This window comes from Arthrobacter sp. CMU6, from assembly GCF_059090205.1.
Genome location: NZ_JBNHFL010000019.1, coordinates 78,994 through 105,270, shown reverse-complemented (window position 1 = coordinate 105,270; position 26,277 = coordinate 78,994). Strand labels below are relative to the sequence as shown.

General features: G+C 68.1%; 23 protein-coding genes. 12 read left to right on the top strand and 11 right to left on the bottom strand.

Going from position 1 to position 26,277, the window contains the following annotated elements; all coding sequences use genetic code 11:
- Positions 1 to 564 precede the first annotated feature (564 nt).
- Positions 565 to 1,245: a hypothetical protein gene (locus AC5RWD_RS14700; RefSeq protein WP_494020709.1), complete on the top strand. Its 681-nt coding sequence runs from the start codon at positions 565 to 567 to the stop codon at positions 1,243 to 1,245.
- A gap of 89 nt (positions 1,246 to 1,334) precedes the next feature.
- Here AC5RWD_RS14700 and AC5RWD_RS14695 read toward each other — a convergent pair whose 3' ends face one another.
- The 6 genes from AC5RWD_RS14695 to AC5RWD_RS14670 form a co-directional block, all read right to left on the bottom strand.
- The gene (locus tag AC5RWD_RS14695) at positions 1,335 to 2,675 is read right to left on the bottom strand and encodes an MFS transporter (protein ID WP_494020708.1); all 1,341 of its coding nucleotides are present in this window, start codon (positions 2,673 to 2,675) and stop codon (positions 1,335 to 1,337) included.
- Between the two features lie 15 nt (positions 2,676 to 2,690).
- Positions 2,691 to 4,436 (bottom strand): ATP-binding cassette domain-containing protein, encoded by a 1,746-nt coding sequence (locus tag AC5RWD_RS14690; protein ID WP_494020707.1) that lies wholly within the window; start codon positions 4,434 to 4,436, stop codon positions 2,691 to 2,693.
- The gene (locus AC5RWD_RS14685; RefSeq protein WP_494020706.1) at positions 4,429 to 5,274 is read right to left on the bottom strand and encodes an ABC transporter permease; all 846 of its coding nucleotides are present in this window, start codon (positions 5,272 to 5,274) and stop codon (positions 4,429 to 4,431) included. The genes AC5RWD_RS14690 and AC5RWD_RS14685 overlap by 8 nt, the downstream gene beginning before the upstream one ends.
- Complete coding sequence (locus AC5RWD_RS14680) at positions 5,267 to 6,208, bottom strand: ABC transporter permease (protein ID WP_494020705.1); 942 nt, start codon at positions 6,206 to 6,208, stop codon at positions 5,267 to 5,269. Before AC5RWD_RS14680 ends, AC5RWD_RS14685 begins: the two co-directional genes overlap by 8 nt.
- Before the next feature lie 37 nt (positions 6,209 to 6,245).
- Entirely contained in the window at positions 6,246 to 7,793 is a 1,548-nt protein-coding gene (locus tag AC5RWD_RS14675; RefSeq protein ID WP_494020704.1) for an ABC transporter substrate-binding protein, read from the bottom strand.
- Between the two features lie 120 nt (positions 7,794 to 7,913).
- Positions 7,914 to 9,128 (bottom strand): MFS transporter, encoded by a 1,215-nt coding sequence (locus AC5RWD_RS14670; protein WP_494020703.1) that lies wholly within the window; start codon positions 9,126 to 9,128, stop codon positions 7,914 to 7,916.
- Between the two features lie 216 nt (positions 9,129 to 9,344).
- Between AC5RWD_RS14670 and glgX the strand changes: the two genes are divergently transcribed.
- The 4 genes from glgX to AC5RWD_RS14650 all read left to right on the top strand — a co-directional run bounded on the left by glgX (position 9,345) and on the right by AC5RWD_RS14650 (position 13,771).
- Positions 9,345 to 11,510 (top strand): glycogen debranching protein GlgX, encoded by a 2,166-nt coding sequence (gene glgX / locus AC5RWD_RS14665; RefSeq protein ID WP_494020702.1) that lies wholly within the window; start codon positions 9,345 to 9,347, stop codon positions 11,508 to 11,510.
- Positions 11,511 to 11,699: 189 nt separating this feature from the next.
- Positions 11,700 to 11,978 carry a hypothetical protein gene (locus AC5RWD_RS14660; RefSeq protein WP_494020701.1) on the top strand — a complete coding sequence of 93 codons (279 nt, stop codon included), beginning with the start codon at positions 11,700 to 11,702 and terminating at the stop codon, positions 11,976 to 11,978.
- A gap of 226 nt (positions 11,979 to 12,204) precedes the next feature.
- A complete protein-coding gene (locus tag AC5RWD_RS14655) occupies positions 12,205 to 13,098 on the top strand; it encodes a hypothetical protein (protein WP_494020700.1) in 894 nt (297 codons plus the stop codon).
- A gap of 10 nt (positions 13,099 to 13,108) precedes the next feature.
- Positions 13,109 to 13,771, top strand: coding sequence for a class F sortase (locus AC5RWD_RS14650; RefSeq protein ID WP_494020699.1), 663 nt, complete (start codon positions 13,109 to 13,111; stop codon positions 13,769 to 13,771).
- A gap of 128 nt (positions 13,772 to 13,899) precedes the next feature.
- On the opposite strand, the gene AC5RWD_RS14645 is transcribed toward AC5RWD_RS14650, so the two are convergent.
- Entirely contained in the window at positions 13,900 to 14,739 is an 840-nt protein-coding gene (locus tag AC5RWD_RS14645) for a phosphatidylinositol-specific phospholipase C/glycerophosphodiester phosphodiesterase family protein (RefSeq protein ID WP_494020698.1), read from the bottom strand.
- Positions 14,740 to 15,035: 296 nt separating this feature from the next.
- A complete protein-coding gene (locus AC5RWD_RS14640) occupies positions 15,036 to 17,018 on the bottom strand; it encodes an APC family permease (protein WP_494020697.1) in 1,983 nt (660 codons plus the stop codon).
- 411 nt (positions 17,019 to 17,429) lie between these two features.
- Here AC5RWD_RS14640 and AC5RWD_RS14635 point away from each other — a divergent pair, with 411 nt between their 5' ends.
- Both AC5RWD_RS14635 and AC5RWD_RS14630 read left to right on the top strand, forming a co-directional pair.
- Complete coding sequence (locus AC5RWD_RS14635) at positions 17,430 to 19,037, top strand: TrkH family potassium uptake protein (protein ID WP_494020696.1); 1,608 nt, start codon at positions 17,430 to 17,432, stop codon at positions 19,035 to 19,037.
- The gene (locus AC5RWD_RS14630) at positions 19,030 to 19,722 is read left to right on the top strand and encodes a potassium channel family protein (protein ID WP_494020695.1); all 693 of its coding nucleotides are present in this window, start codon (positions 19,030 to 19,032) and stop codon (positions 19,720 to 19,722) included. Before AC5RWD_RS14635 ends, AC5RWD_RS14630 begins: the two co-directional genes overlap by 8 nt.
- Before the next feature lie 58 nt (positions 19,723 to 19,780).
- On the opposite strand, the gene AC5RWD_RS14625 is transcribed toward AC5RWD_RS14630, so the two are convergent.
- A complete protein-coding gene (locus AC5RWD_RS14625; RefSeq protein WP_494020694.1) occupies positions 19,781 to 20,170 on the bottom strand; it encodes a hypothetical protein in 390 nt (129 codons plus the stop codon).
- A 124-nt stretch (positions 20,171 to 20,294) separates the two neighbouring features.
- The gene (locus AC5RWD_RS14620; protein WP_494020693.1) at positions 20,295 to 21,467 is read right to left on the bottom strand and encodes a hypothetical protein; all 1,173 of its coding nucleotides are present in this window, start codon (positions 21,465 to 21,467) and stop codon (positions 20,295 to 20,297) included.
- Positions 21,468 to 21,706: 239 nt separating this feature from the next.
- Here AC5RWD_RS14620 and AC5RWD_RS14615 point away from each other — a divergent pair, with 239 nt between their 5' ends.
- The 5 genes from AC5RWD_RS14615 to AC5RWD_RS14595 all read left to right on the top strand — a co-directional run bounded on the left by AC5RWD_RS14615 (position 21,707) and on the right by AC5RWD_RS14595 (position 25,571).
- Entirely contained in the window at positions 21,707 to 22,318 is a 612-nt protein-coding gene (locus AC5RWD_RS14615) for a hypothetical protein (protein ID WP_494020692.1), read from the top strand.
- Positions 22,319 to 22,431: 113 nt separating this feature from the next.
- Entirely contained in the window at positions 22,432 to 23,205 is a 774-nt protein-coding gene (locus AC5RWD_RS14610) for a YcnI family copper-binding membrane protein (RefSeq protein WP_494020691.1), read from the top strand.
- A gap of 23 nt (positions 23,206 to 23,228) precedes the next feature.
- The gene (locus AC5RWD_RS14605) at positions 23,229 to 23,513 is read left to right on the top strand and encodes a hypothetical protein (protein ID WP_494020690.1); all 285 of its coding nucleotides are present in this window, start codon (positions 23,229 to 23,231) and stop codon (positions 23,511 to 23,513) included.
- 104 nt (positions 23,514 to 23,617) lie between these two features.
- Complete coding sequence (locus tag AC5RWD_RS14600; RefSeq protein WP_306925217.1) at positions 23,618 to 23,794, top strand: CsbD family protein; 177 nt, start codon at positions 23,618 to 23,620, stop codon at positions 23,792 to 23,794.
- Between the two features lie 730 nt (positions 23,795 to 24,524).
- Positions 24,525 to 25,571 carry a glycoside hydrolase family 3 N-terminal domain-containing protein gene (locus AC5RWD_RS14595; protein WP_494020689.1) on the top strand — a complete coding sequence of 349 codons (1,047 nt, stop codon included), beginning with the start codon at positions 24,525 to 24,527 and terminating at the stop codon, positions 25,569 to 25,571.
- A 156-nt stretch (positions 25,572 to 25,727) separates the two neighbouring features.
- Here AC5RWD_RS14595 and AC5RWD_RS14590 read toward each other — a convergent pair whose 3' ends face one another.
- Complete coding sequence (locus AC5RWD_RS14590; protein WP_494020688.1) at positions 25,728 to 26,270, bottom strand: DUF1345 domain-containing protein; 543 nt, start codon at positions 26,268 to 26,270, stop codon at positions 25,728 to 25,730.
- Positions 26,271 to 26,277: the final 7 nt, after the last annotated feature.

Sequence of the window (26,277 nt, the reverse complement as noted above, 5' to 3'; positions counted from 1 at the left end):
CCCCCCCCGCCCCCCCCCCCCCCCCCGCCCCCCCCCCCCCCCGCCCCCCCCCCCCCCCCCCCGTCGTCTCCGCCCAGCCCGGCGACGACAATGGCGGCCTGCGCACCGTCCCGGAACCGCCCGATGACCAGGGCGGACAGCGCAAGGCGCCCGAGCCGGGTGACGACAGCGGCGGACACGGTTCCGACGACTAAGACGAAATCTGCACCGGGGAAAAATTCCCAAAACGGGCCTTCTGCACTCATACGGGAGTCCCGCTCGAGCTGGCTGCACTACACAATTTTCGGGCGGCATTGGGCAACGACACGCCAATCAATAGAACACGCTTTCTTTGCTTAATCCGTAAATCAACCTGTATCGTATTCATTTAGGTAGCCCGAAACTCCTCCGGAGCCACAAACTCCAAGAGCCCCGCCCTGCATCGCAGCGCGCCAGCAACTCCCGGTACCGAAATAAAAAATCCCCCAACCAAGCCCAGCAATTCCCCGCTGTCCGGAACTCCCGGTCAGCCCGGCTCCCGGCACCACTCTCAGGGGAGCACAACAGTGATGAAAGGCCGGCATTATGTTCGCCGACACCCGCACCACCTTGACCCGCCCTGAAACCCGAACCACGACAAACTCCGCACCCAGGACCCACTCCCACCGCCGGTTCGTACCGGCCCGACGCAACCGTGCCGCGCTCAGGACGCCCACCTCCCGCAAGCAGACCATCCGACTGTTCCTCCTGGGTGTCCTCTGCACCGCGGGCTGGCTCGCCTCGCTGCTCGTGGGGCACTTCGTGGACTGTGGCCCGGAACTTCACCGCATCGGGCTCGCCGTGCACATCCTGGCCCTTGTGCTGTCCTTCGGCACCATCCTTGTTGTCGACTGGCTGGGCCTGCTGTGGCTCATGGGCAAGGTGCACATGCACGAATCGCCCAAGCTTGAGAAGGCAGCGAAGCCCCTGATCTGGGGCGGCCTGGCGCTCCTGCTGGCCTCCGGCGCCCTCATCCAGCCCGACCTCACCAACCCGGTAACCGCCGTGAAGCTCGGCTGCGTCCTCATCCTGATGCTCAACGGCCTGAGCATCGCCCCGGCCATGCACAAGATGTTCGCGCTTCCGCGGGAAACACGCTTCAGCGAACTGGGGCGCCGGCTGCGCACCCGGCTGCTGATCGCGCTCAGCATCTCGCAGGCGTGCTGGTGGACGGCCGTGCTGATCGGCCTCGTGAACAGCACCCTCCGCCGCTGGACGGGGACGTAACCAGAACCCCACGGCCGGCGCACGCGCCATTCAGGCGGGGCCTTGGGCCGCGCCGCTCTTCAGACCGGGCCGCCATTCAGGCGGGGCCGTTATCCCACCCGCTCCTGCGACTCCGCGGCTGGCGCCGGCGCGTGCCCGTTGCCGCGGCGCATCCCGTGCAGCAGCCCCGGCAGCGCCAGCGCGGCAAGGACCGCCAGACCCGCCATCGGCAGCCAGGGTGTACCCGGCCACCAGTGGTTCCGCTCCGTCAGGTCCAGCAGCCAGCCCAGCAGCGCATTTCCTGCCAGCACGGCGATGCCGCCGTAGGTGGCGGACAGCCCGTAATAGGCGCCCCGCCCTGACGCTGCCCCTTCCGATGGGATGAACCGCGGAATCAGCGACAGGATGGTGGGCGTCAGGAGCATATGTCCAAGGATCAGCGCACCGACTATGCCCGCCATCAGGGCCACTGAGCCGGCCTCCGCCGAGCCAGGACCTCCCGCACCAGAACCGGCGGCTTCCGCCTCGACAGAGGTCACGGCTGCCGCGGCCAGCGCGGCGGCCACCAGCAGGAAGCCGGCCGACATGGCCCGGCCCGGGCCCAGCCGCTGGCCGGCTGCGGCCACCGGCAGCTGCAGCAGCAGCGTCAGCACGGAGGCGAGCAGGAAAAGCATGGCCAGCCACGAACCGTCCAGGCCCCGGCGGCCGAGTTCAAGCGGGAACGCGAAGTAGAGCTGGTTGTACGCCACCATGTTGGTGCTGGCGAGCAGGCAGAACGCCACAAAGCGGCGGTTCTTCAGGCACCCCAGCGCGCCGCGTGGATGGCCTGGTGAAACGTCCGGCTCGGCCGCGGCTTTCGCCTTCCCCGGCGATCCGGCGGGGAGACGGAACCACAGGACCACCGTCACCGCAACAAAGATGGCAATTCCGGCCGCCAGCGCCGCGTCGAAGCCCCATCCCAGCAGGGCAGCTCCCAGAAGCGGGCCGGCCAGGGCGCCCATCTCCCCCGTTATCGCCAGCCAGACGAACACCGAGCGCCGGGCCTTGCCGGGAGCATGGTCGGAGTGGCCGGCATGGGACCGGTCCGCGTGGGACAGCTGGGATTCCAGGGCGGGCGAGAACAGCGCACCTCCCGCACCGGTCAGCACCGCGCCGAGCAGGAACAGCATGAAATCCGAAGCTGCCGCGAGGGTTGCATACCCGGCGATGCGGACCAGGCAGCCGGTCAGGATGGCTCGTCGGGCGCCCCACCGGTCGGCCAGCAGCCCGCCGAACAGGAACATCCCCTGCTGGCTGAAGGTACGGGCACCAAGAACAAGCCCGACGGCGGCGGCGTCCAGTCCGTAATCCCCGCCCATGGCGCCGGCCAGGAAGGGAATCACCGCGTAGAAGCCCAGATTGAACACCATTTGCGTGCCGAGCAGGATGCGCGTTTCAGGCAGGTACGGCATTGGTCAGGTGGTTCCTTAAGAGTCCGGGAAGCTGACGAGTTCCAGGGAACGGGCTGCCTCCGGCCCGGCCGCCGCACGCCCAATGGCCATAGCCGCCCGCGGGGCCCCGGCGACCGCCCGATGCGCGCATGCCGCCATGTCACTGCAGGCTACCGGAGCGGCGCAGGCCGTCGGCTGGACCCGGGCCGCCGCCACCAGCTCCTTGCTGTGCCCGTGCTGGGGGCTGGCGAAGAACTCGGCCGTCCCAGCCAGCTCCACCAGGGCGCCCTGGTACAGCACGGCGACCCTGTGGCTCATGTACCTGATGACGTTCATGTCGTGGGAGATCATGATCAGCGACAGACGGCGGTCCCGGTGCAGGCGCAGCAGCAGGTCCAGGACCTTCCGCTGCGTCACGGCGTCCAGCGCCGAGGTGGCCTCGTCGCAGATCAGCACCGACGGGTCCAGCAGCAGCGCCCGCGCGATCGTCAGCCGCTGCAGCTGGCCTCCCGAACACTGGCTCGGGTACCTGTCCAGCAGGGCGGGATCCAGCTCAACATCCCGGACGGCCTGGTGAATGTGCTCCCGGCGCCCGTCCGCCGTGCCCGTCCGCTGCCGCAGCAGCGGCGCTTCCAGGCTCGTGAACAGTTTCATCCGGGGATCGAAGGCGTCGTGCGGTTCCTGAAAGACAAGCTGAACCCCGGTGCCGGGAACGCCGGAACTGGCGGTGCCGCCGTCGTCCTTGCCGCCCGCCACGGGCAGGGCCCGGGTGACGCTGCCCCGGTCCGGGGCCTCGACCTCCACCAGCAGCCGGGCAAGAGTGCTCTTCCCGGAGCCGGACTGGCCCAGGACGCCCAGGACCTCGCCTTCCCGGAGGCTCAGCGAGACGTTTTCCAGGGCCGGGAGGGCGCCGCGGCGTGTGGCGAACCGTTTGGTGACGCCGTCCAGCGCCAGGATGTCGCGGGTCGGTGCAGGCTCCCCGGCGGCTGCAATGCGGCGGCGGGTGAGGGCACACGCCTCCAGCAGCTCCCTGGCGCATGCGGTCCGCGGCGCCCCGAGGACGGTTCTGGCCGGGCCCTCCTCCTGGACAGCGCCGGCATCCATCACCACTACACGGTCAGCGAACTCGGACACGGTGGCGAGGTCATGGGTGATGTACAGGACGCCGAGCCCGTGCTGGCGCCGCTGGGTGTCGATCAGTTCAAGGATCTGCCGCTCCAGCACCTTGTCCAGTGCGGAGGTCGGCTCGTCGGCGAGCAGCAGCTCCGGCTGTCCGGCCATGGCCACGGCCAGCATGGCCCGCTGCGCCATGCCGCCGGAGAGCTGGTGCGGATACGCCCGCGCAACCCGCGCCGGATCGTCGAATCCTGCGTCTGCCAGCAGCCGCAGCGCCTGCGCCTTGGCGTGGCGTCCGCGCAGCCCGCGGTGCAGCCTCAGCGGTTCGGCCAGGTGGCTGCCAATGGTCATGCGCGGGTTGAACATCCGCTTGGGCTGCTGGTACAGCATCCCGATCCGGCCACCGCGCAGGCGGTTGAGCTCCGCGCCGCTGGCCCGCAGCAGGTCGGTCCCGCCCAGGCTGATGGACCCCGATTCGGCCCGGATCTGCGGCGGCAGCAGTCCCAGGACGGCCAGCGCGGTCATCGTCTTGCCGCTTCCGGACGCGCCCACCAGGGCGACGAATTCGCCCGGCGCCACGGAGAGGCCGACGCCGGAAAGCACCGGGCGGGAGGACGGCGACCGCACGCTGAGGTGCAGGTCCTCGATGAGCAGGCCCTCACGCATGGGTGGCCGCCGGTGCGGGGGCGCTGGCCAGCAGCAGCCGGCTGCTGGACATGCGGGCCAGATGCTGGCCGATGAGGGTGACGCACAGCGCCACGGTGAAGATCACCAGGCCCGGTGCGAGGATGGTCATCGGCGACCTCACGGCGTAGGGCTGGGCGGCGGCGAGCATGGAGCCCCAGTCGGACTGCGGGGGCTGCACGCCGAGACCCAGGTAGGACAGGGCGCCTACGCTGATGAGGAACTGCCCGAACCGGAGGGTGGCCTGCCCCAGCAGCGGCCCGGCGAGGTGCGGCAGGATGTGGCGCCGCACAGTGAACCAGGGCGAGCAGCCCAGCACGCGGGCCGCCTCGATGAAGCCGCGGGCGGAGACATCATAGGCCAGCGCCCGCGCCAGCCGTGCGAAGGGCGTCCAGCCCGTGACGGTCAGGGCCAGCAGCAGGGAGGGATAGCCTGCCCCTAGCGCGGCCACCAGGAACAGCGCCACCACCATCTCCGGCATGGCCAGCAGGATGTCGTTGGTGCGGGTGAAGAACTCGTCCAGCCAGCCGCGCCGCCGGGCGCTGAGCACGCCGATCGCCGTGCCGATGACCGCGGTGAGCAGCGTGGCCAGGGCGGCGATGGTCAGCGAGAAGCGGCCGCCGTCGAGCAGCCGGCTCAGGGTGTCGCGGCCCAGGTGGTCGGTGCCCAGCCAGTGGGTTGCGGTGGGCGCCGACAGCCGGGAGGCGAGGTCCTGCTCTGCCGGCGGATAGGGCGCGATCCAGCCGGCCAGGGCGACGGACAGCACCACAACGGCCAGCACGCTGGCGGCAATCCGGATGTGCAGGGGAAGTTTACGCATGGCGCATCCTGACCTGGGGGTTGAGGAGCCCGTGGACCAGGTCCGCCGCCGTGGTCAGCAGGACAGCCAGCCCGACGACCACCACCACCGCCCCCTGCGCCAGCGGAATGTCGCTGTTCAGGACTCCGTCGAAGAGGAGCCGTCCCATTCCGGGGATGGCGAAGATGACCTCGACGATGACCGATCCGCCCAGCAGGCCGGCGAACCATACGGCTGCCAGCGTGGTGAGGGGCAGCAGTCCGTTGGGGATCACGTGCTTCCGGACCGTATGGAAGTAGCTCAGTCCCCTGCCGCGCGCGGCGGTGACATGGTCGGCGCCCAGCGCATCCAGCATTCCCTCGCGTACGGCGGACGTGAAATGGCTCGCCGGACGCAGGGCGAGAACCGCCACGGGCAGCACCGCCGACGTCGGGCCTTCCCACCCGGCCGACGGCAGAACGGACAGTTCGAGTGCGAAGACCAGCACGAGCATCGGCGCCAGCCAGTATTCCGGCATGGCAATGAACGCCTGGGAGACGGCGGTGATGGCCTTGTCGGCCGCACGGCCCTCGTTCAGCGCCGCGGCGATGCCCAGGATCACGGCTATCAGCGCGGCAACGGCCAGCGTCATGACCACCAGGCTGAGCGTGACCCAGAGGGCGGGCAGCACCTGGTCCGCCACGGGCGTGCGGCTGGTGTAGGACAGGCCCATGTCGCCGCTCGCGAACCGCCCCAGCCAGCGCAGGTACTGCGTCCACAGCGGATCCTGGAGTCCCAGTTGGGCACTCAAGGCCTGGACGGCGGAGTCATCGATCGCGTCGCCGGCCACCCGCGAGCGGATGATCTTGCGCACCGGATCGCCCGGCGTGACGTACGGAATGAGGAAGACCACGAAAGACGCCAGAAGAACGGCGACCACCAGGGCCGCCGTTCTCCTGGCGAGGAACAGCATCATGCGGAACCCTGGGCTTGGAGTCCGCGGTGGCGGAGTGTCACGATCCGGACTTGGCCGTTTCGGCCCGGAGCACGTAGCGCGCCAGCGGGTCCTGGACATGTGCCTGCAGGTCGGTGCGGACGGCGTCGATGGCCTGCTCGTTGACGAGCCACACATTTACGGCCTGGTCCTGGAGGATCTGGCCGGCCTCGGCGTAGAGCCGGTAGCGCTCCTCGGCGTCCGCCGTCGTGGCTGCCTTGGCGATCTTTTTGTCGTACTCAGCGTTGCAGAAGTGGCTGAGGTTGTAGGTGCCATCGCAGGTGTAGTCAGCGGTGAGGAAGCCGATGGGGTCGGCGATGTCGATCAGGCGGTTGCGCTGGCTCAGCACCATGTCGTAGTTGCCGGACAGTAGGTCCGGTTCGACGGCGGCGTACTCCTTGGTCTGGATCTTCACCGGAACGCCCACGGCCTTCAGGTTGTCCTGGATGACGGTGGCCACGTCCGCGAACTCCGCGCGTTCGACGATCGCGACGATCTCCAGCGGCCGTCCGGCGGTGTAGCCGGCGGAGGCGAGCAGCTTCTTGGCGGCCTCGACGTCCTGCTTCGGCGCTTCAGCACCCTCGATGGCCCAGGGCTCCGACGGCGCGAACGGCCCGGTGGCCGGAATCGCGGCGCCCTCATAGACGCTGGCGGCGAGCGCATCCAGATCGAGGGCCGAGCGGACCGCCTTGCGGAAGTCGACGTCGTCGAACGGGGCCTTGCCGTTGTTCATGTACAGCGTGGCGGTCCGCGGCGAATCCGCCTTCAGGACCTTCACCTTGGCGTCCGACTCCAGCGCGGCGAGGCCGGAGACCGGGATGGACAGGGACACGTCCGCTTCGCCGGTCTGGACCTGGGCGGTGCGGGTGGCGCCGTCGGTGATGAAGCGGATCTCGGCGCCGGCGAGCTGCACCTGCCCGCCCCAGTAGTCCTCGTTGCGGTCCAGGGTCAGGGACTGCTTCGGCTTCTCGGACACGGGCTCGAACGGGCCGGTGCAGTGGCCGAACGGATCAACAGTTTCGCCCTTGAAGGCGGCCGGCGACAGCACGCCGGTGTTGACGCTCGCCAGCCGGTAGGGCACCAGCGGGCTCTCCGTGGGGGTGGTCACGCGGACCGTGCGGCTGTCGACGGCCTTGACCGCCTTAACCACCTTCGGGCTGAAGGCGCGGGCGGGCACTTCGGCGTCGAGGACGTTCTGCAGCGAGGTCACCACCGCGTTGGCATCGAGGGCGGCGCCGTCCTGGAACTTGACGCCCTCGCGGAGGGTGAAGTCCCACTCGAGATCGGAGACCTGCTTCCACTCCGTGGCGAGCGAGGGCACAATCTTGCCCTGGGTCTCGTCGTAGCGGGTAAGGGTCTCGAGGCAGCCGGACAGGGACAGGATGTAGGCGGCGTCGCTCTCCAGAGCCCAGTCCGCCACAGGGGCGCGGAAGTTGTCGACGACGATCCGCTGGTCAAGATCGGCCGCCTCGCTGGATTTGCCGGCTTCGCCGCTGAAGCCGCAGGCGGACAGGGACAGCAGCGCCACGAGTCCCACGGACACGGACAGCGGGAATGAAGAGCGCAACGGTAAAACCACCTAGATTCGAATGCCTGCACAGCACGGCAGGCACATAGCGAACGGCCAAAACGAGCCACGCTGAGTGTAGGCTAACCTAACTTCTGCATCCAAATTGGCTCGTAACGGTCAGTAGTTGCGGCGGTGCTTGAGCTTGGGGAGCACGACGGCGAACACACCTGCCGCTGCGAACCCCAGTACCCCGGTGGCCGTCACGCCTGCGCTGAGGGAGGCCGCGGCCGTCACCGCGGACAGAAGCACCGGCCCGCCGGTGGAGCCGGCGTCGGCCATGAACCGCCAGAGTCCCAGGAACTGGCCGCGTCCGCGGTCGGGCGAGAAGTCGGCGCCTAGCGTCATCACCAGGCCGGAGCTGATCCCATTGCCGAAGCCGATCAGCAGGGCCGCGAGCAGCAGGCTTGTGAATCCGCCGGTGAGCGGGATCAGCACCAGGGCCACACCCATGATCAGCGTCGATGGGATGGCCACCCACTGCCGCCCGCGCCGGTCCATCACCTTGCCCGCCGGGTAGAAGACCAACATGTCGATCGCCCCGGAGAGGCCGTACACCAGCGAGGCATGCGTCGCGTCGAGGCCCAGGTGGTCGGCCCACAGCGGGATCACCACCTGGCGGGAGGCGCGGAGGGCGCTCAGCAGTAGGATGCCAATCCCGGCAGTCAGGAAGACGCCGGCATGCGAGACGGCCACGCCGCGCAGGGTGGGTTCCGGACCGGTCTTGGCGGTGGACCCGTCGGCCGCCACCAGGTCGGGGACGGTGATGGCGAGCGCGGCGGCAGCGGCCATGCCGGCCACGCCCACCCAGTACGCGCCGCTGATGCCCACGAACGCCATGGCCGCGGCACCGATGAATGGCCCGATGAAGGTGCCGATGCGGCTCACACCGCCGAGCGTAGACAGGGCGCGGGCGCGGAATACCACCGGCACGGCCTCGGTGAGGTATTTCTGCCGGGCCAGGCTGAAGACGGCGGCGGACATCCCGACGACGGCCATCGCCACCGCGAGGAGCCAGAGTCCGTTGCCAATCACCAGGGACACCCCGGCGGCCAGCAGGGCCAGCGCCCCTGCGGCGGCTGCACCCACAATCGACCAGCGTTCGCCGAACTTCAGGGTGATCATCGAGGCCGGCAGGTTGAAGAACCACGAGCCGAGGCCGATGAGGGTGACGATCAAAGCGGCCACGGCAACGGACGCGCCCAGCTCACGGGCGGACAACGCCACCACCGGCAGGATAGCGCCCTGGCCGATGCTGAACAGAAGCGCGGGGCCGAATGCCGGAACAGCAATGCCGCGGAGGCTGAAGGGCGGCGGGCTGTTCGGCGGAGTCATCCTTTTTATCCTAGGGCGCGGGCCGGGCCGCCCCCGCGGAAACTCGGGCCTCCAGGCGGCCAGCATCACAAACAAATTGATTTACGACGCCGCGGGTTTCCACCAGACCTTGGCGAAATAAACAAGTGTGCTTAGCCTTGTGTCAGGGCGAGGCGCGCGGACCCAACTGGACATCGACTAAGGTTCGGAAATAACTGAACAGCCGCAGGAGTGATCATGGAAGTCTGGCCGGGCAGCGCGTATCCACTGGGTGCGACCTTTGACGGTATGGGGACAAACTTCGCGCTCTTCAGCGAGGCGGCAACCGCCGTCGAGCTGTGTCTGATTGCCGGGGACGGCACCGAAACGCGCGTGGAACTCCTCGAGGCGGACGGGTATGTGTGGCACTGCTACCTGCCCCAGATCCAGCCCGGGCAGAAATACGGGTACCGGGTCCACGGGCCCTACGACCCCGCCAGGGGCCAGCGCTGCAACCCCAACAAGCTTCTTCTGGACCCGTATGCCAAGGCGATCGCCGGGCAGGTGCACTGGCACCCGGCGATGTTCTCCTACAACTTCGGCGACCCCTCGTCCCGCAACAACCAGGACTCGGCGCCGCACACCATGCTGGGCGTCGTGATCAACCCGTTCTTCGACTGGGCCGGGGACCGGCCGCCCCGGATCCCGTACCACCGCTCCGTCATCTACGAGGCACACGTCAAGGGGCTCACGGAGCTGCACCCCGAGGTGCCCAGGGAGCAGCGCGGTACCTTTGCCGGCGTCGCCCATCCCGCCGTCATTGCGCACCTGCAGCGGCTGGGCATCACGGCCATCGAGCTGATGCCGGTGCACCAGTTCGTCAATGACGGGACGCTGCAGGAGAAGGGCCTCAGCAATTACTGGGGCTACAACACCATCGGCTTCTTCGCGCCGCAGAACACGTACAGCTCGATCGGCCAGATGGGCCAGCAGGTCCAGGATTTCAAGGCGATGGTCCGCACACTGCACCGTGCGGGGATCGAGGTGATTCTCGACGTCGTCTATAACCACACGGCGGAAGGGAACCACTTGGGTCCCACCATGAGCTTCAAGGGAATCGACAACGCCGCGTATTACCGGCTGCTGGAGGACAACAAGCAGTACTACGTCGACTACACGGGCACCGGAAACACCCTGAACGTCCGCCAGCCGCACTCCCTGCAGCTGCTCATGGATTCGCTGCGGTACTGGGTCACCGAAATGCACGTGGACGGGTTCCGCTTTGACCTCGCCGCCGCGCTGGCCAGGGAATTTTACGACGTCGACCGGCTCTCCACGTTCTTCGAACTGGTGCAGCAGGACCCGATCGTGTCCCAGGTGAAGCTCATCGCCGAGCCGTGGGACGTCGGGCCGGGCGGTTACCAGGTGGGCAACTTTCCCCCGCAGTGGACTGAATGGAACGGCAAGTACCGCGACACCGTGCGCGACTTCTGGCGCGGCGAACCCGCCACGCTGGGCGAGTTCGCGTCGCGGCTGACGGGGTCGGCGGACCTGTACGAGCGGTCGGGGCGGCGCCCGGTGGCGTCCATCAACTTCGTCACGGCGCACGACGGCTTCACGCTGCGGGACCTGGTGTCCTACAACGAGAAGCACAACGAGGCCAACGGCGAAGGCAACCGCGACGGCGAATCCCACAACCGGTCCTGGAACTGCGGGGTGGAGGGGCCGTCCGACGATCCCAAGGTACTGGCACTCCGGGCGCGGCAGCAGCGGAACTTCATCGCCACCATGCTGCTCTCGCAGGGCGTGCCAATGATCCTGCACGGCGACGAACTCGGCCGGACACAGCAGGGCAACAACAACGTCTACTGCCAGGATTCCAAGCTCAGTTGGGTCAACTGGGACACCGTCGACATGCCGCTCATGGATTTCACGGCCGCCGTGAACCGGTTGCGCGCCCAGCACCCCACGTTCCGCCGCAGCACCTTCTTCGACGGCAGGCCGGTGCGGCGCGGCAAGGGCGAGAAGCTGCCGGACATCGTGTGGCTGAACGAGGACGGCATGGAGATGCTCCCCGAGGACTGGGGCCGCGGGTTCGGCCGGACCATCGGCGTGTTCCTCAACGGAGACGGCATCCAGGGCCGGGACGACCGCGGCCGCCGCATCACGGACGTGAACTTCCTGCTGTACTTCAACGCTCACGACGACGACATCAAGTTCACGCTCCCGTCCGGTGAGTTCGCTGAGGCCTGGGACATGGTGATCAACACCGCCGGGACCGGAGTGGAACGCGGACCGATCGACGCCGGCTCCGTGCTGAAGGTGGCCGCGAAGTCCATGGCCGTGCTCCGCGCCCGCGACCTGACGCTGCCCGAGCCCAACCTCTCCGTGGCCCCCGGCCTGCAAACCTCCGGCCCCGCGTAGACCCTCTGGCACTTTTCGCCGCTTTTTCCCCGACCCTCCCGCACTTTTCGCCGCCCTGACCCGGGCGGACAAGCAGGTCACGCGGAAATCACCCGGCGGAAACCACCCGGCAATGTGGCAGCCCCATCCTGAAAGAGCGCCAACGGCGCAACATGATCGAAGCGCCGACGGCGCCAGGATGGAGCCCTCATGCATGATTCCGCCGCCACAGGCAACGCAGCCGGTCGCATCATCGACTGCCGCCACCTCTCCCCCGGAGACACAGTTGAAGCCCGCTACAACGGCCAGCTTTACTATGTGGGAACCGTGACGGACATCGTGCCGGTCCTTGGCATGTTCTGGATACTCGAGGCCAAAACCGGGACCCGGAAACTCCTCGATCCGCTCGCCCTGCACGTGGTCCGCCAAACGGCCGCGGACACGGCCGAACCACCCAGCCGGCAACCAAATGCCGTAGCAGATCAGTGACGTTTGCCACGGCCGAAGTCGCTAGGTATTTTTACTCTCACAGCAATCTTCCGGGCGGCATTCAGGTAAAACTGAGGTCTCGCCGTCGTACTCCGGATGATTAGCAGTACGAGTGTCTCTTCTGCCCGACCGGAATCTCCGGGCAACATCGATGAGCCGCTCTGCCGCGCGCTGAACCGCCGGGGCTGTCCCGGCGGCCACTTCTTCTTTGGGGGACGCACACACCATGACCGCTGTATCCAAATGGGTCGCCGCCGGTTCGTCAGCAGCCGTGGTCGCCGGCGGGCTCTTTCTCGGAGCGACCACAGCCGCCGCAGCACCGGGTGACCCCGCCTGCGTTCAGGCCTCCTCCCAGTTTGAGGCTGCCCTCTCCGCCGCCGGCATCACTGAGACGACGATTGCCGATCTCGAGTCCAAGGCCGCCGTCGCGGCGGACGCCGAGGCGACTTATCTGGCGATGGTCGAAGCAGCGGGTGCCGTCCCCGCCGCCGAACTCGCGACTGCCCAGGCAGCGCTGGACGACGCCATCGCAGCGACCGATGCCGCCGAGGCTGCGCAGGAAGATGCCGAGGAATCAGGCGACCCTGCCGCCATCAGCGCTGCCCAGGCAGCCACGGAAGCCGCCGAAGAGGCCGAGGACGCCGCGCGGCAGGCCGTGACGGACCTGACCGCGGCCTACGACGCCGCCACCAACACGCCGGAGATCACCGCAGCCCGGGACGCCTTCAACGCGGCCGCGGCTGACTTCGACGCCGCGCTGGCCGAGGTGTCGCTCGATGAAGCTTCCGCCGCCGACCTCGCTGGCCTCTTCGAGGCCTTCCTGGCAGCCTGCAACCCCGACTCCACGGGCGTTGATCCCATCACGCCGCCGGTGACCGGACCGGTCACCGCCCCGGAAAACACGACGCCGGCCGTCGCCAGTGCGGTCAGTGTGACTCCCGCCGGGGGCGGCACCGCGCCAGCCGCCACGAACAAGGGCCTCAACGTGCAGACCGCGGCAGAAGCCGAGCCGGGCAACCACCCCGGACTGGCGCTCCTCGCCGGACTCCTCGCGGCGGGCATCGCCGTGCCCGCGGCCGTCGCCGCGAGGATGCGCCGCCTGGAGCGCAGCCGCAACTAGGCATTTCAGGGTGGACCCGCAGATGACTGCCAGCCGGCGCCGGCCCGTCCGCCGGCGCTGGCTCGCCATGCCTGCCGTCGCTGCGGCGGGTTTGGCGGCTGCTCTCTTCCTGGCGCCCTCGAACGCTGTTCCTCCAAGCGGCGGCAGCACCGCCGTCGTACCCTCAGCTGTTCCTTCGGTGGTGGGTTCCCGGAGCGCCGCGCCCGTAGCCCGCAAGGCGATGCGGCCTTCGGCGGCGGCACCGACGTCGGTATCGATCGACGCCGTCGGCCTGAACGTGCCGGTCCTGCCGCTGACCCCGAGCGCGGACGAGCTGGCTTCCGAATCACTCGTCCCGCCGCTGACTCTCGACGCTTACTGGCTGACCAGCTACGGCATGCCGGGTGCGGGGTCGACCAATACGACATACATCGTGGGGCACAGCTGGGACGGCCGGGATGCCCCGTTCAACCGGCTCAGCGACACGTCGCTCGTGGGCAAGGCCGTCACAGTCACCACCGCGAAGGGAGCCCTGCAGTACGTCGTGGATGCGGTGACGACGCACGACAAGAACACCCTCAAGGACAGCGACATTTGGAACATCGTGCCCAACCGCGTGGTGCTGATCAGCTGCTACACCGAGGACCCGTGGGGCAAGAACGTGGTGGTCACGGCCTCGCCCGCACCTTCCTGACCTCCGCGACGCTCTCCCACCGCCATGGAGTCGCGAACAGCCATCCCGGGGTTCAGCACGGAAACGACGAGGGCCGGGAGCAGTAAGCTCCCGGCCCCAGGTCCCGGGTCCAGGCCCGGAAAATCGTGCTACTCGCCCAGGAACTTGTCCAGTGCGGGAAGATCATCGGTGTTGATGTGGTCGACGCCGGCGTCGCGGAGCTCGGTCCACATGGCGTCGCGCGCGGCGCCGGGCTGGTCCGGCGTCGCCCAGAACCGCACACGGTACCCATTGCTGTGGGCCGTTTCCACATACTCCCGCAGCTTGGCGCGCTCTGCCAGCGGCATCGGCCCGACGCCCTGCCACGAAAACAGCTTGGTCCAGTTGTCGCTAACCAGCGGCATCAGGCCGGCCGGCATTCCCGCGGCCAGATCGGCGGACCGGCCGTCGTAGAAACCAAACCGCTTGTTCTCAGCCTGCATCGTCGCCAGCGGGCGGTTGCCGCTGATGACTGCGGTGACGGGCCCGGCTGAAACCTTGCCGTTGGCGTAGCGCGTCAGCAGCGCAGGGTGCTCAGCCAGTTCCTTCTCGACGGCCGCATAGGTTGTTTCGCCGTCGCTCTTGATGTCGATCAGCAGCTGCAGGCTGCCGTCCCAACCCGGGTAAACGCTGTGGCCCTGCTGCCGCACGAGCTTGTCCAGCGGGTCCAGGTAAAGGCTTTCGAGGGTGACCCCTGCGCGCGCATCAACCAGGTCGTGCGCCACGCGCAACTCGCCGTCCACCAGCCAGACGTCCGCCTCCACGCTGGTGAACCCGTGCTCGAGCGCGTCGAGCAGCGGGCGGTCGTGTTCGTAGTCGTTATGCGCGTGCGCTGCTGCATGCGGCTCGCCCAGCACAACGGCGGCATCCGGCGCCGCGGTGGATGGGGCGGCGATTCCGGCGAGCGCCGTGAGGGCGACGAGGGCGGTGACGGTGCTTTTGAGCAGCACAGGGTTCTCCTTCAGTGCGGTTGGGGGTCCGCCGTCGCGCTTCCCGGATTGGGAACGTCCGACGGCGTGCCCCACCACCCTGCCCGCCGGCAGCTAACGCTTGCCCACCGTCGCCTGACGCCCCGGTGAACAGGACGTGTCGTGCTGCGCCGGTTGGTCGAAACCGAGCGTGCCGGCGCCCTTGACCTCGACGGACTCAACAAGAAGTGAGGACGCGTCAGGAAAAACCCGGCGAAAAGTGAGGACGCGTCAGGAAAAACCCAACGAAAAGTGAGGAGGCGTGCCGGGCAGGCGGGTCAGCCGACGTGGATGCCGGGGCGGCGGGCGGGGTCGGGCTCGTTTTCGCGGATGATCTCGCGGACCACGGGGGCGGTGTCGCCGCGGCCCAGCAGCAGGTAGCGCATCAGGTGGGCCAGCGGGTTGCCCTCGGCCCACTCGAAGTACGCGTGCGGCCGGACTCCGGTGGCAGCGTGCAGGGCCAGCAGGATCGCCGCGATGGCGTTGGGCGCGGCCGGGCTCGTGGCGCGAAGGACACGGTGACCGGCCACCTCCACGCCCCGCACCGTGAGCACGTCACTGAAGCCCGAGGGGTCCGTGACATCGATCTCCAGGAACATCACGTCAGCCGTGCCGGGAACGGGGTTGTTCTCCCGTTGCGCCGCCTCCTTCTCCGCGTACTCTTTGGCGTCCCTGGCCTGCGGGCGGTTAGCGATGATGTTGATCCGCCCGTCGTAGTCAATGGTGTCCGTCACAAAGCGGCGCGCGGCCTCGTCGAACTCGATCCGGTCCACCCGCAGCTCGGTGGTCCGCGAGACCCGGGACACCAGCGAGACCACCACGATGCCCAGGATGAAGAACCCGGAGATCGCCAGGCCGTCCGGCTTCTCGATCACGTTCTCCGCCAAGGCGTAGAGCATCACGAGGGTCAGAATGGTGAAGCCGACGGCGGCCCCGCGCTGCTTCTTGCGCGCGGCGGAGATGCTCACGGCCACCGCGCCGGAGACCATCATGAACAGGATCCCGGTGGCGTAGGCGCCGGCCTGGGCGTTGACGTCGGCCTTGAAGCCGATGGTGATGAGGATGCTGATGGCTGTGTACACCAGGACCACGGGCCGCACCGCGCGGGACCAGTCCGGGGCCATGCCGTAGGAGGGCAGGTACCGGGGCACGATGTTGATCAGCCCGGCCATCGCGGACGCCCCGGCGAACCACAGGATCAGGATGCTGCTGATGTCGTAGACGGACCCGAAGCCGTTCCCGAGCCGTTCATGCGCCAGGTAGGCCAGCGCACGGCCGTTCGCCGGTCCGCCCTCCTGGAACGCCTCGGCCGGGATCAGCACGGTGGTCACGAAGCTGCTGCCGATCAGGTACACACTCATCACCACGGCCGCGGTCGTGAGGAGCTTGCGGGTGTTGCGGATCCGGTTGTGCAGCACCTCCTCCGGAGTGGAACTGGAAGCCTTCACCAGGGGCATCATGCTGACGCCGGTTTCGAAGCCGGAGAGTCCCAGCACCAGCAGCGGGAATGCCAGGATGGCAGGCCCGGCGATGTTGCCAAAGCCGCCGCCGAACGACCCCAGTGAAGCAATCCAGGCGGCGACGGCACCCGGCTGGGTGACGGCGTCGTATATTCCGGTGCCGATGATGACCGCATTCAGCAGCAGGAAGACCCCCACCAGCGGAATGGCGACGGCCACCGCTTCGGAGAAGCCCAGCAGGAACACCCCGCCCAGGATCAGCAGCATCACCACGGTGATGGGGACGGCCTGGCCCTCGAGGAACGGCGGGAGATACGGGTTCTCCAGCATGTGCACGGTGGCGTCGGCGGCGGACAGGGTGATGGTGATGATCCATGACGTCGCCACGAATCCCAGCAGCACCAGCACGAACACCTTCCCGCGCCAGAACGGCAGCAGGTTCTCGAGCATGGCCACGGACCCTTGCCCGTGCGGGCTCTCGTGCGCCACCCGCCGATACATCGGCAGCATGCCCAGCAGTGTCAGCGCCACGATCAGCAGCGTGGCCAGCGGCGAGAGTGCCCCGGCGGCTAGCGCGGCGATGCCGGGGAGGTAGGACAGCGTCGAGAAGTAGTCCACGCCGGTCAGGCACATGACCTTCCACCAGCTCTGCTGGTGCCCCGTGCCCTCGGCGGACTCCGGCCCCACCGGCTGGTGCACCTTGTGCTCCAGCAGCCACCGCGTGAGTGCGCCGCCGGGGCCGTTCTCCCGCTCGGGGTTGGGCACGCTGGCCGGAACGGAATATTGGGCTGGTGCGGTCATGAAGTGTCTTTCTGGATTTGGGGAAGGGGCGCCGCTGGCCGCTGAAAAGAGCGGCGGGAGGGCTGCCGGGCGCGGCAGGAGCGTACCCGCCGTCGGGCCGCGGGAGAGGCGCCCGACGGCGGGGAGCTACTTCGTTGCTTTGATGAGCCGGTAGATCATGTAGCCGGTCACGCCGATCCCGAGGATCAGCCACAGCAACGGGGCGCATTGGGTCAGCATGGCAGGACACGGCCTTGCGTGCTTGAGGTGGCCACGGGGTCCTTCGATTCACATGGGCAGTTTGCTGATGACCACGGGAGCCTAGCACCGGCCGGAATCCGAAAAGCGCCAAAACCGGGGATCTTAACGCTTTCTTAACGCCTCGTCCTTCACACCGGTCCCAAGGAATTCCGCGGTGGTAGCGTGACGCGTATGCGCGACGTTCCTGACCCGAAGGCCCGGCCTGCGGGCAGGAACGCCCGGCCTCCCGGCAAGAGGCCCGTGCCCGACCGCAAGAAGCCGCTGTCCGGCACCAAAAGGCCTCTGCCGGAAGCCAAGATGCCCCGCCCGGCTTCCAAGACGGCCAGGCTCGCGGCCAAAACGGCCAGGACCGCCGGCAAAGCCGCGGCGAGGACTGACACCAAGGCAACGGGCCGGGGCTTCAGCGGGCTGTGGCCCGGCGGCTCGAAGGTCTTCCCGCGCATCCTCAACGTCTTCGCACCCCAGCACCCCGCCCAGGTGATCGTGCTCGGCTTTGCCGCTGCGGTGGCCGTCGGCACCATCCTGCTCATGCTGCCCATCTCACGGAACGGCCTCGAGGGCGCACCCTTCCTCGATGCCCTGTTCACCTCCACCTCGTCCGTGTGCGTCACAGGGCTGATCACGGTTGATACCCCGGTGTACTGGAGCGGGTTCGGCGAGGTGGTGATCATGGCGCTGATCCAGATCGGCGGGTTCGGGGTCATGTCCTTCGGCACGCTGCTTGGGGTGCTCATGGCGCGCCGGCTGGGTTTGCGCTCACGGCTGTCGGCGGCCGCGGAGATCAAGAGCACCGGATTCGGCGACGTCCGCCGCGTGCTGCTTGGGGTGCTGGCCATCAGCCTCACCGTGGAGATTCTGCTCGCCGGGATCCTGGCGGCGAGGCTCGTCGCGGGCTACGGCTACGAGCCCGGGCGTGCACTATGGCACGGCGTTTTCCATGCGGTGTCCTCGTTTAATAACGCCGGATTCGCGCTGCACACGGACAACCTGATTGGTTTCGCGGGCGACCCGTGGATCTGCCTGCCCATCGCGGCCGCGGTGATCATCGGCGGCCTCGGCTTCCCCGTGCTCTTCGAACTGCGGCGGCAGTACCAGCGGCCCATCCACTGGAGCATGAACACCAAGCTGGTCCTGGTGGGCACCGCCGTGCTCCTCACGGCAGGCACCGTCTTCCTCACCGCCGTCGAATGGTCCAACCCGGCCACGCTCGGCGCGCTCAAGCCGGGCGAACGCATCCTGGCCGGGTTCTTCCAGTCCGTCATCACCCGCACGGCCGGGTTCAACAGCGTCGACATCGGGCAGATGCACGAGGTGTCCTGGCTGGGCATGGACATCCTGATGTTCATCGGCGGCGGCCCGGCCGGCACCGCGGGCGGCCTGAAGATCACCACCTTCAGCGTGCTGTTCTTCATCCTCCTGACGGAGCTGCAGGGCGGCACGGCCGTGAATATCTTCGGCAAGCGGCTCTCCCGCGCCGTGCACCGGCAGGCCATCACCGTGGTGCTGCTGGCCATTGGGCTGGTGGTGGGCTCAACGATGTTCCTCATGGTCATCACGGACTTCGGCCAGGAGCGGATCCTGTTCGAGGTGATCTCCGCGTTCGCCACGGTGGGCCTGTCCACCGGCATCACGGCCGCCCTGCCGCCGGCCGGGCAGGTGGTCCTGATCCTGCTGATGTTCATCGGGCGCCTGGGCCCGGTGACACTCGGCGCCGCACTGGCGCTCCGCGAACGCCCGCTTCTGTACGAATACCCGAAGGAAAGGCCCCTCATTGGCTAAGAACTTCTTCTCCCGTTCCCCCGAATCCGCGGCACAGGCGGACTCCGTGGTGGTCATCGGGCTCGGCCGCTTCGGCGGGTCGCTGGCGCTGGAGCTCGAGGCGCAGGGCACCGAGGTGCTGGGCATCGACTCCAACGAGGACACCGTGCAGTCCTACAACGGCCGGCTCACCCACGTGGTCCGGGCGGACTCCACCAAGGAGGAGGTGCTCCGCCAGCTCTCCGTCCACGAGTTCGACCGTGCCGTCGTGGGCATCGGCAGCGACATCGAGGCGAGCATCCTGACGACGTCGCGCCTGCTCACGTTCAAGAAGCCGCAGATCTGGGCCAAGGCCATCAGCGAGCCGCACGCCGAGATCCTCGACCAGCTCGGCGTGGACCACGTGATCCGCCCCGAGCACGACATGGGCAAGCGCGTGGCCCACCTGGTCCGGGGCTCGCTGCTGGACTACGTCGAGTTCGAGGACGACTTCGTGATGATCCGCACCAGCCCGCCCACCGAGGCCTGCGACCGTCCGCTCGGTGTGCTGGGCCTGCGCGACAAGTACGGCATCACCATCGTGGCGGTCAAGCGCCCCGGCGGCATCTGGGGCCACACCACCGCGCAAACCGTCCTGTACGACGACGACCAGATCATCGTGCAGGGCAGCAAGACGCAGGCGGAGCGGTTCAGTAACATGCCGTAGGTTCCGCCGGTGGCCGCCCGGCGGATTGCCGGGCGGCCGCCCGTGGCCGGACGGCCGGTTACCGCGTGGGGGGCGCCTCGATAAAGACCACCTGGCTCAGGCTTCTGACGGGCCGCCGCCTCCGGGCGGCAGGCTTGCCGGCGGCGTTAGCCGGATTCCCGGCGTCGGACTTCAGTTTCCCGGCACCAGCGGAATGCCCGGCACCGTTGGCATGCCCGACGGCGTTCCCAGCCCTTCCGGCCGGGACCCGCCGCACGCTGAGCTGCTCAAGATCCAGCAGCCGGCGGGCGCCGGTCCGGGCGTCGATGATCCAGAACAGGTCGATGTCCCGGAACGTGCTGCTCACGGTCCCCCGGTGCGCCAGCCGCCCGCGGTGCCAGGCCTCGACTTCGTCCCCCACCGTCAGCTCTGCGCCGGACTGCACTTCAAGCTCCACATCGTTGTTCACAGCCGGTCCCCCTTCATCGGAATGTTGATGGGTCCAGCCTGCACCACGATGTTTTCTGGAACGTTTCGGGTTGGTGTTTACTGCGAGTCATCCCTGTTTCCGGCGGTGCCCTCGAGCGCACCTCCTACATATTGGTGTGCGGCATGCCGGGAAGGACCTGAGCGCCTGTTGCGGCGGTCCAGGAAATCCGGCCGCCTTGGAAGCCCTGCATGGTCCTGCCATCCGGCGTCGTGAACTCATCTGTTGTCGGGTAGCCGAGGCTGCCGTCCTGTGCTCCGCTCTTCAGCCAGGCGGTGCGGATGGCCCCCTTGGACACCTGGGCGCCGGTCATGGAGGACCAGACGATGGCGCCCTTCTCAAACGACTGCGAGGCCCCGCCTGCCCGCAGGCCAGTGGTTTCACGCAGGTCGGTGGGGTATCCCAGGCCGCTGGTGTACCCGCCCGCCGAGAAGTACTTTTTGCCGATGGCACCGGAGAGAACGGCCAGGCTTCTGTCGGTGTAGACGATCACGCCGTTCTGGAAGGTCTGAGCCTGTCCTCCGTTGGGGGTGGCGTACTGTTCCGTGACCGGGTAGCCGAGCCTGCTCTTGTCCGCTCCGTCCTGCAGCCAGATCCCGGCAATGGGCCCATGCATGGCGCGTGCCCCGGTCCTGGGCGACCAGTAGATGATTCCGCCGTCGAACCACTGTCCCGCACCGCCGTCCTTGAGTCCCACCTTCTCGTCGGTCTGGGCGGCATTGAACCCGCCGTACTTGCCCTGGCCTGCCTTCCAGCGGGCTCCGATGGCACCGGAGATGGCGTGTGCGCCGAGCGGGGAAGCCCACGTGATCCAGCCGCCCTGGTACTGCTGGTAGACGGTGTTGTCGAAGGCGATACCGCTCCTGAATTCCCCGGACACCGGGTAGCCGAACTTGCCCTTCTCGTAGCCGAGCTTGGCGTAGACGGTTCGGATGGCGCCGCGTGAGACCTGCGCGCCGGTGGCCGGCGAGTAGACGACGAACCCGCGCTGGTACTGCCGGTACGCGCCGCCGTCTTTCAGACCGGTCCGTACGGGTCCCAGCGGTGAACCGAGGCCATACTTGACGGCCACCGCGGCAATGGCTGCGTCCCTGCCTTCCGGCGAAGTCGCCGTGGGTGTGACGCCGCCCGCGCTGGCGAAATCATTGTTGTAGCACTCCACCGAGCCGGTGGCTGGTGCCTTGATGCAGTGCTCTGCCGCATGGGCCGGTGCGGCGGCCAGAACGGAGCCGCCAAGCAGGCCGAAACCGAGCACGGCTGAAATAACTTTGGAACGCATTAATCCCCCATGAAAAAGGCCGGAATGTCCCGGCTGGGGACAGCGTAACTGATTGCAGCCGGCAAAAATGTAACTAATCCATCAACTTGAAATACGCGCTGGGAAGCCCCGGTTAGGCTCGGAAGGCCGCGGGAAAAATCCGTCATAAACGCCCCTTGGTGTGATCGGCGTCATATCATGGCGTCCAGTGCATTCCTGCTGCAGCCAACGTCGTCGTCGCCCAGGAGAAAGGACAGCCCGTGAAGCCGCACGCTTCGTTCCGTCTGTTCCGCTCCGGGCTGATCGGCTCCATCGTCCTGGGCCTGGCCGCCGGCGGACACCTCGCCGGTGGGGGCCAGCTGCCCGCGCCGGCAATCCTCGCGGCCCTGTGCGCCGTGACCATGGTTCCGGTGGCCGCGCTGACCCGTTACAAGCTGTCGCTGCCGGTCCTGACCGGGCTCATAGGTGGCGGACAGGCCTGGCTGCACTGGGCGTTCGACGCCATGTCCGCGCAAACTCCGGCGGCGGTTTCCCCGGCGCTGATGTCCGGACACGCCGGACATCCGCCGGCGTCCCTGAACCACGAGGCACTGATGATGGCCGCCCCGGCGCACGGGGCTGCACCTGGCGGCCTCATGTTCGCCGCCCACGCCATCGCCACGCTGGCCACTGCGCTGCTCCTTGCCCATGGCGAGCGGGCCCTCGGCGCACTGGCCGATTGGCTGGGCCCGCTGTTTTGGAACGCCGAGCCATCCGTCGTCGTTCCCGTCCTCACCCCCTTCCCATGCGCCACGGCCGCGGTCCTTCCGCCCCAGCACCATTCGGTGCGCCTGCCCTCCCGCCGCGGGCCTCCGCTGCCCGCGGCCGCCTAGGGCAGGTTCCTTTCACAACCGGCAGGAACTTCCGACGGCGGTCCTCCCGCTTTCCGGACAGGCTCAAGGCCTGTTATTCCTGACCCCTAAAACCTGTGAAAGGCACTCCTGCCATGAATACCTCCCTTCGCCGTACCCTCAAGAGCACCGCAGCCGCCACACTGGCAGCCGGATTCCTGGCCGCAGGCGCGGCCGCAGCTTCCGCCCACGTCACCGTCGACCCCTCCGCCACCTCAGAGGGCGGGTTCACCAAGCTCACGTTCAGCGTCCCCAACGAATCCGAAACCGCCAAGACCAACCGGCTCGAAGTGAAGCTGCCCACGGACACGCCGCTGACCTCCGTATCGGTCCTGCCCATCGACGGATGGAAGGCCCAGATCATCACCGGCACCCTGCCCAAGCCGGTCGAGGTGGCAGGGTCCACCGTGACCAAGGCGCCCACCAGTGTGGTCTGGACTGCTGACGCCGCGCACCAGATCGGACAGAACCAGTTCCAGACCTTCACCCTGTCCGTGGGCCGCCTCCCCGCGGCCGGCACCACGGTGACCCTGCCCGCGGCGCAAGGCTACACGGACGGGACCACCGTCAACTGGGCCGACGCCGCCGAGCACGAGCACCAGCATGCGTCGGCAACGTCCGCCGCCCCGGCCTCAGAGGCAAAGGAGTCCCGCCCGGCACCATCATTCGTCACCACGGCAGCCGAAAGCGAGGGCGCGCACGCGGCGGGTACCCCGGCGGCAACGCAGGCGTCGGCCGTGGCACCCGCCACTTCGGCTTCCTCCTCGGGTGGCGACACCGCCGGCTGGGTCGGGCTCGCTGCGGGACTGGTCGGCCTCGCCGCAGGTGTCACAGCGCTGGCCCGTACCCGCGCCAGCCGCGGCAACTAGCCGCACGAGGCAACTAGGCCGCCATGGTGCCGTGGGGCTACGTGATGTGGTGGAAGCGCCGGCCCACCCGCGGCAGCGCCTGGGCCATGGGCCGGCCGGCACCCCGTGGAGCCTTCGTCCGCGGACACTGGGCAGGCGTCCTGGCCGCGATGACAGCGATGGTCCTGGTGGGCATGTTCCTGCCGCTCCTCGGCTGGAGCCTGTTCGCCTTCATCCTCCTGGACACGGCCATCGCGGAAGCCAAGCACCGCCGTCGTCCATTCGAACCGGAAGCGGCCGCGGAACCGGAACAGGCGCCCTCCCGGTAGCGCCCCGGCGCAAAGTGGGCATGGCCGCCCCGGCCCGCCGTCGATAGACTGAGAATGGCCGCCGCGGCAGCAGGCCGCCCGGCCGTCCCGAACAGGAGGTCACGATGGGTTTGGGTGACAAGATCCACAACGCCGCCGAAAAACTCCACGGCAGAAGCAAAGAAGCAGCCGGCCGCGCGAGCGGAAACGAACGGCTCCGGTCCGAAGGCAGGGCCCGCCACATCAGGGCCGACCTCAAGCAGGCCGGCGAAAAGATCAAGGACGCCTTCAGGAGGCACTAAGGTCCCGCATTAGCTCGAGGCCCTGTCCGGTAAGAGCGGACAGGGCCTCGCCGCGTCTCCGGCGGGACTTCCATCGCTCAAGCAATTCAAACCGAAGAGGCGTTAAAAAAACGTTAAGATTCCCGCCGCCGGCGGAGGAAAGGCTGTTGCGGGAAAGTGCGGCACAGTACCGTGGATCCATGCCGTCCTGCGATGGCCCCCAACACCGCAGGGCGGCACTTCCATGTCCTCCGACCGGCGCTTCCCGGCCGCAGATTGCCAAAAATGGCCGCCTGCAGTTGTTTCCAAGCGACCATTCCTGCCGAAACGACGCGCCTGCAAAACCCCCGGAAGCGCGAACGGACACTTGAGGCCCTGGCCTGAAGGGCCCCAAGTGTCCGTTCGCGCTTCACTGTGCTTCGAGGCGGCCCTTCTGGATGGTGTGCCGCCGGTGGGTCCAAGGCCGCTGAAACGGCGTATTCTCGTTGACATATGAGTGCCCCCGCAAAGCCGTGTGAACATGCATCATCTGAGTAGATTGGCAGTCCTGGGAGCGGCGCTTTTGCTTGCCCTGTCAGGAGCGGGCGGCCCGCCCCAGCCCGCAACAGGCAAGTCCCTGTCGGCGACAACGGCCGGGTTCCTGCCCGCGGCGAGCCGACCCGCAATCAACCCGCCGGCAACAAGCCAGCGTGCACCCGTCCCCCGTCCTGTCCGGCAGACGGTGGTCCGCCATGCTCTGGCGGCGGCGCCCGTGACTGCCGCGCCCACTCCGGCGCAGCAGCTCGCCCGGCTCACACTGCCCCAGCGCGTCGGCCAGCTGTTCATGGTGGCGGCCGCGGCCACCGGAGCGGACGCCAACACCATGTCCGGCCTCACCAGGTTCCACGTTGGCAATGTCTATCTTGCGGGCCGCAGCCGTGCGGGCACCACGACGACGGCCGCCGTCGTCCGTCGCATGACGGCCACCGTATCGGCGGCCACCTCCGGCGGCGTTCGCCTCGCGGTGGCGACGGACCAGGAGGGCGGCTTCGTCCAGGTCCTCAGTGGCCCCGGTTTCTCGGTGATTCCCACAGCGCTGTCCCAGGGAACACAGACGACGGCGGCACTCAAGGCGAACGCGCACGTTTGGGGAAGCCAGCTGCGTGCTGCCGGGCTCACCATGAACCTGGCGCCGGTTCTGGACACTGTGCCGAGCAGACAGTTCGCCCCGCGCAACGCGCCCATCGGGTTCTTCGCCCGCGAATACGGGTTCACGCCGCAGACCGTCTCGGCCCACGGCGGCGCCTTCGCGGCCGGAATGCGCTTGGCGGGCATCGCTCCTGTGATCAAGCATTTCCCTGGTCTGGGCCGCGTTGTCCTGAACACAGACACCAGCCGGAACGTCAAGGACACCGTAACCACGCGCACCGACCCGTACCTGCTGCCGTTCCGGACGGCGATCCACGCGGGCGCCCGGTGGGTCATGGTCTCGAGCGCCTATTACACGCGCATCGACGCCGGCCACATCGCACCGTTCTCGCCTGTGATCATGCGGACGATGCTGCGCACGGACCTGCACTTCACCGGCGTCGTCCTCTCCGATGACCTGTGCAACGCGGCGCAGCTGGGTCCTTGGGCCCCAGGCACGCGGGCCACGAACTTCATCAACGCCGGCGGAACCATGCTGCTGTGCGCGAACCCCCGCGCTATTCCGGCCATGTACTCGGCCGTGCTGCAGCTCGCCCAGCGGAGTCCCGCGTTCGCCGCCGAAGTCAACGCCGCCGCCCTGAAGGTACTGACCGTGAAGGCCGGGCATTAGAGGGCGTTGCGGCCCAGTCCGCGGATTCGGCAAAAAGGGCCGCTCGAAGCGGGTCCGAAGCGGCCCTTTTCGGCGAAAGGGCGCTCGTGCAGAAACGCGGGAAGCGCGAACGGACACTTGGGGCCCTGTCCGGCGAAACCACGAGGCGAGGACCCTTCAGTGGACCAGGCCGGAGACCAGGTTGATGGTGGTGGCCAGCACAATCGCGCCGAGCAGGTAGGACAGCAGCGCGTGGCGGAGCACCGTGCCGCGAATTGCGTCTGTCTTGAGGTTGGTGTCCGAGACTTGGTAGGCCATGCCAACGGTGAAGGCCAAGTAGGCAAAGTCCATGTATCGCGGCGGGTTGTCCTGGTTGAAATCGACGCCTGCTTTGTCGCGGTAGTAGATGGAGGCGTAGCGCAGCGTGTAGAGCGAATGCACCAGGAACCAGGACAGTGTGGAAGTCCCCAACGCAAGGGCGATAATGCCCGATTTGGCTCCGCCTTCGGTGTTGGAGGCGTCCCCGAGGATCATGGCAACGCCGCCGAAGCTGGCCAGTGTGGCGGCCAGGACCAGGGCGTCGGAGGCGGCCCGGCCGGGATCGTCGCGCCGGGCGTGGGCCGCGGTGGACGCTGCCGGCAGGCGCCCGATGATGGCCCATACCCAGATCAGATAGGTGGCGGCTGCGGCCGCCCAGCCCATGGCCGGGCATAGGTCCACGACTGCA

Bases quoted from the DNA above. Each gene is read 5' to 3' on its own strand.
- AC5RWD_RS14620 (WP_494020693.1), bottom strand. From the start codon at position 21,467: ATGCGTTCCAAAGTTATTTCAGCCGTGCTCGGTTTCGGCCTGCTTGGC.
- AC5RWD_RS14685 (WP_494020706.1), bottom strand. From the start codon at position 5,274: ATGCGTAAACTTCCCCTGCACATCCGGATTGCCGCCAGCGTGCTGGCC.
- AC5RWD_RS14600 (WP_306925217.1), top strand. From the start codon at position 23,618: ATGGGTTTGGGTGACAAGATCCACAACGCCGCCGAAAAACTCCACGGC.
- AC5RWD_RS14670 (WP_494020703.1), bottom strand. From the start codon at position 9,128: ATGACTCCGCCGAACAGCCCGCCGCCCTTCAGCCTCCGCGGCATTGCT.
- glgX (WP_494020702.1), top strand. From the start codon at position 9,345: ATGGAAGTCTGGCCGGGCAGCGCGTATCCACTGGGTGCGACCTTTGAC.
- AC5RWD_RS14635 (WP_494020696.1), top strand. From the start codon at position 17,430: ATGCGCGACGTTCCTGACCCGAAGGCCCGGCCTGCGGGCAGGAACGCC.
- AC5RWD_RS14680 (WP_494020705.1), bottom strand. From the start codon at position 6,208: ATGATGCTGTTCCTCGCCAGGAGAACGGCGGCCCTGGTGGTCGCCGTT.
- AC5RWD_RS14695 (WP_494020708.1), bottom strand. From the start codon at position 2,675: ATGCCGTACCTGCCTGAAACGCGCATCCTGCTCGGCACGCAAATGGTG.
- AC5RWD_RS14700 (WP_494020709.1), top strand. From the start codon at position 565: ATGTTCGCCGACACCCGCACCACCTTGACCCGCCCTGAAACCCGAACC.
- AC5RWD_RS14605 (WP_494020690.1), top strand. From the start codon at position 23,229: ATGGTGCCGTGGGGCTACGTGATGTGGTGGAAGCGCCGGCCCACCCGC.
- AC5RWD_RS14655 (WP_494020700.1), top strand. From the start codon at position 12,205: ATGACCGCTGTATCCAAATGGGTCGCCGCCGGTTCGTCAGCAGCCGTG.
- AC5RWD_RS14690 (WP_494020707.1), bottom strand. From the start codon at position 4,436: ATGCGTGAGGGCCTGCTCATCGAGGACCTGCACCTCAGCGTGCGGTCG.
- AC5RWD_RS14660 (WP_494020701.1), top strand. From the start codon at position 11,700: ATGCATGATTCCGCCGCCACAGGCAACGCAGCCGGTCGCATCATCGAC.
- AC5RWD_RS14640 (WP_494020697.1), bottom strand. From the start codon at position 17,018: ATGACCGCACCAGCCCAATATTCCGTTCCGGCCAGCGTGCCCAACCCC.
- AC5RWD_RS14610 (WP_494020691.1), top strand. From the start codon at position 22,432: ATGAATACCTCCCTTCGCCGTACCCTCAAGAGCACCGCAGCCGCCACA.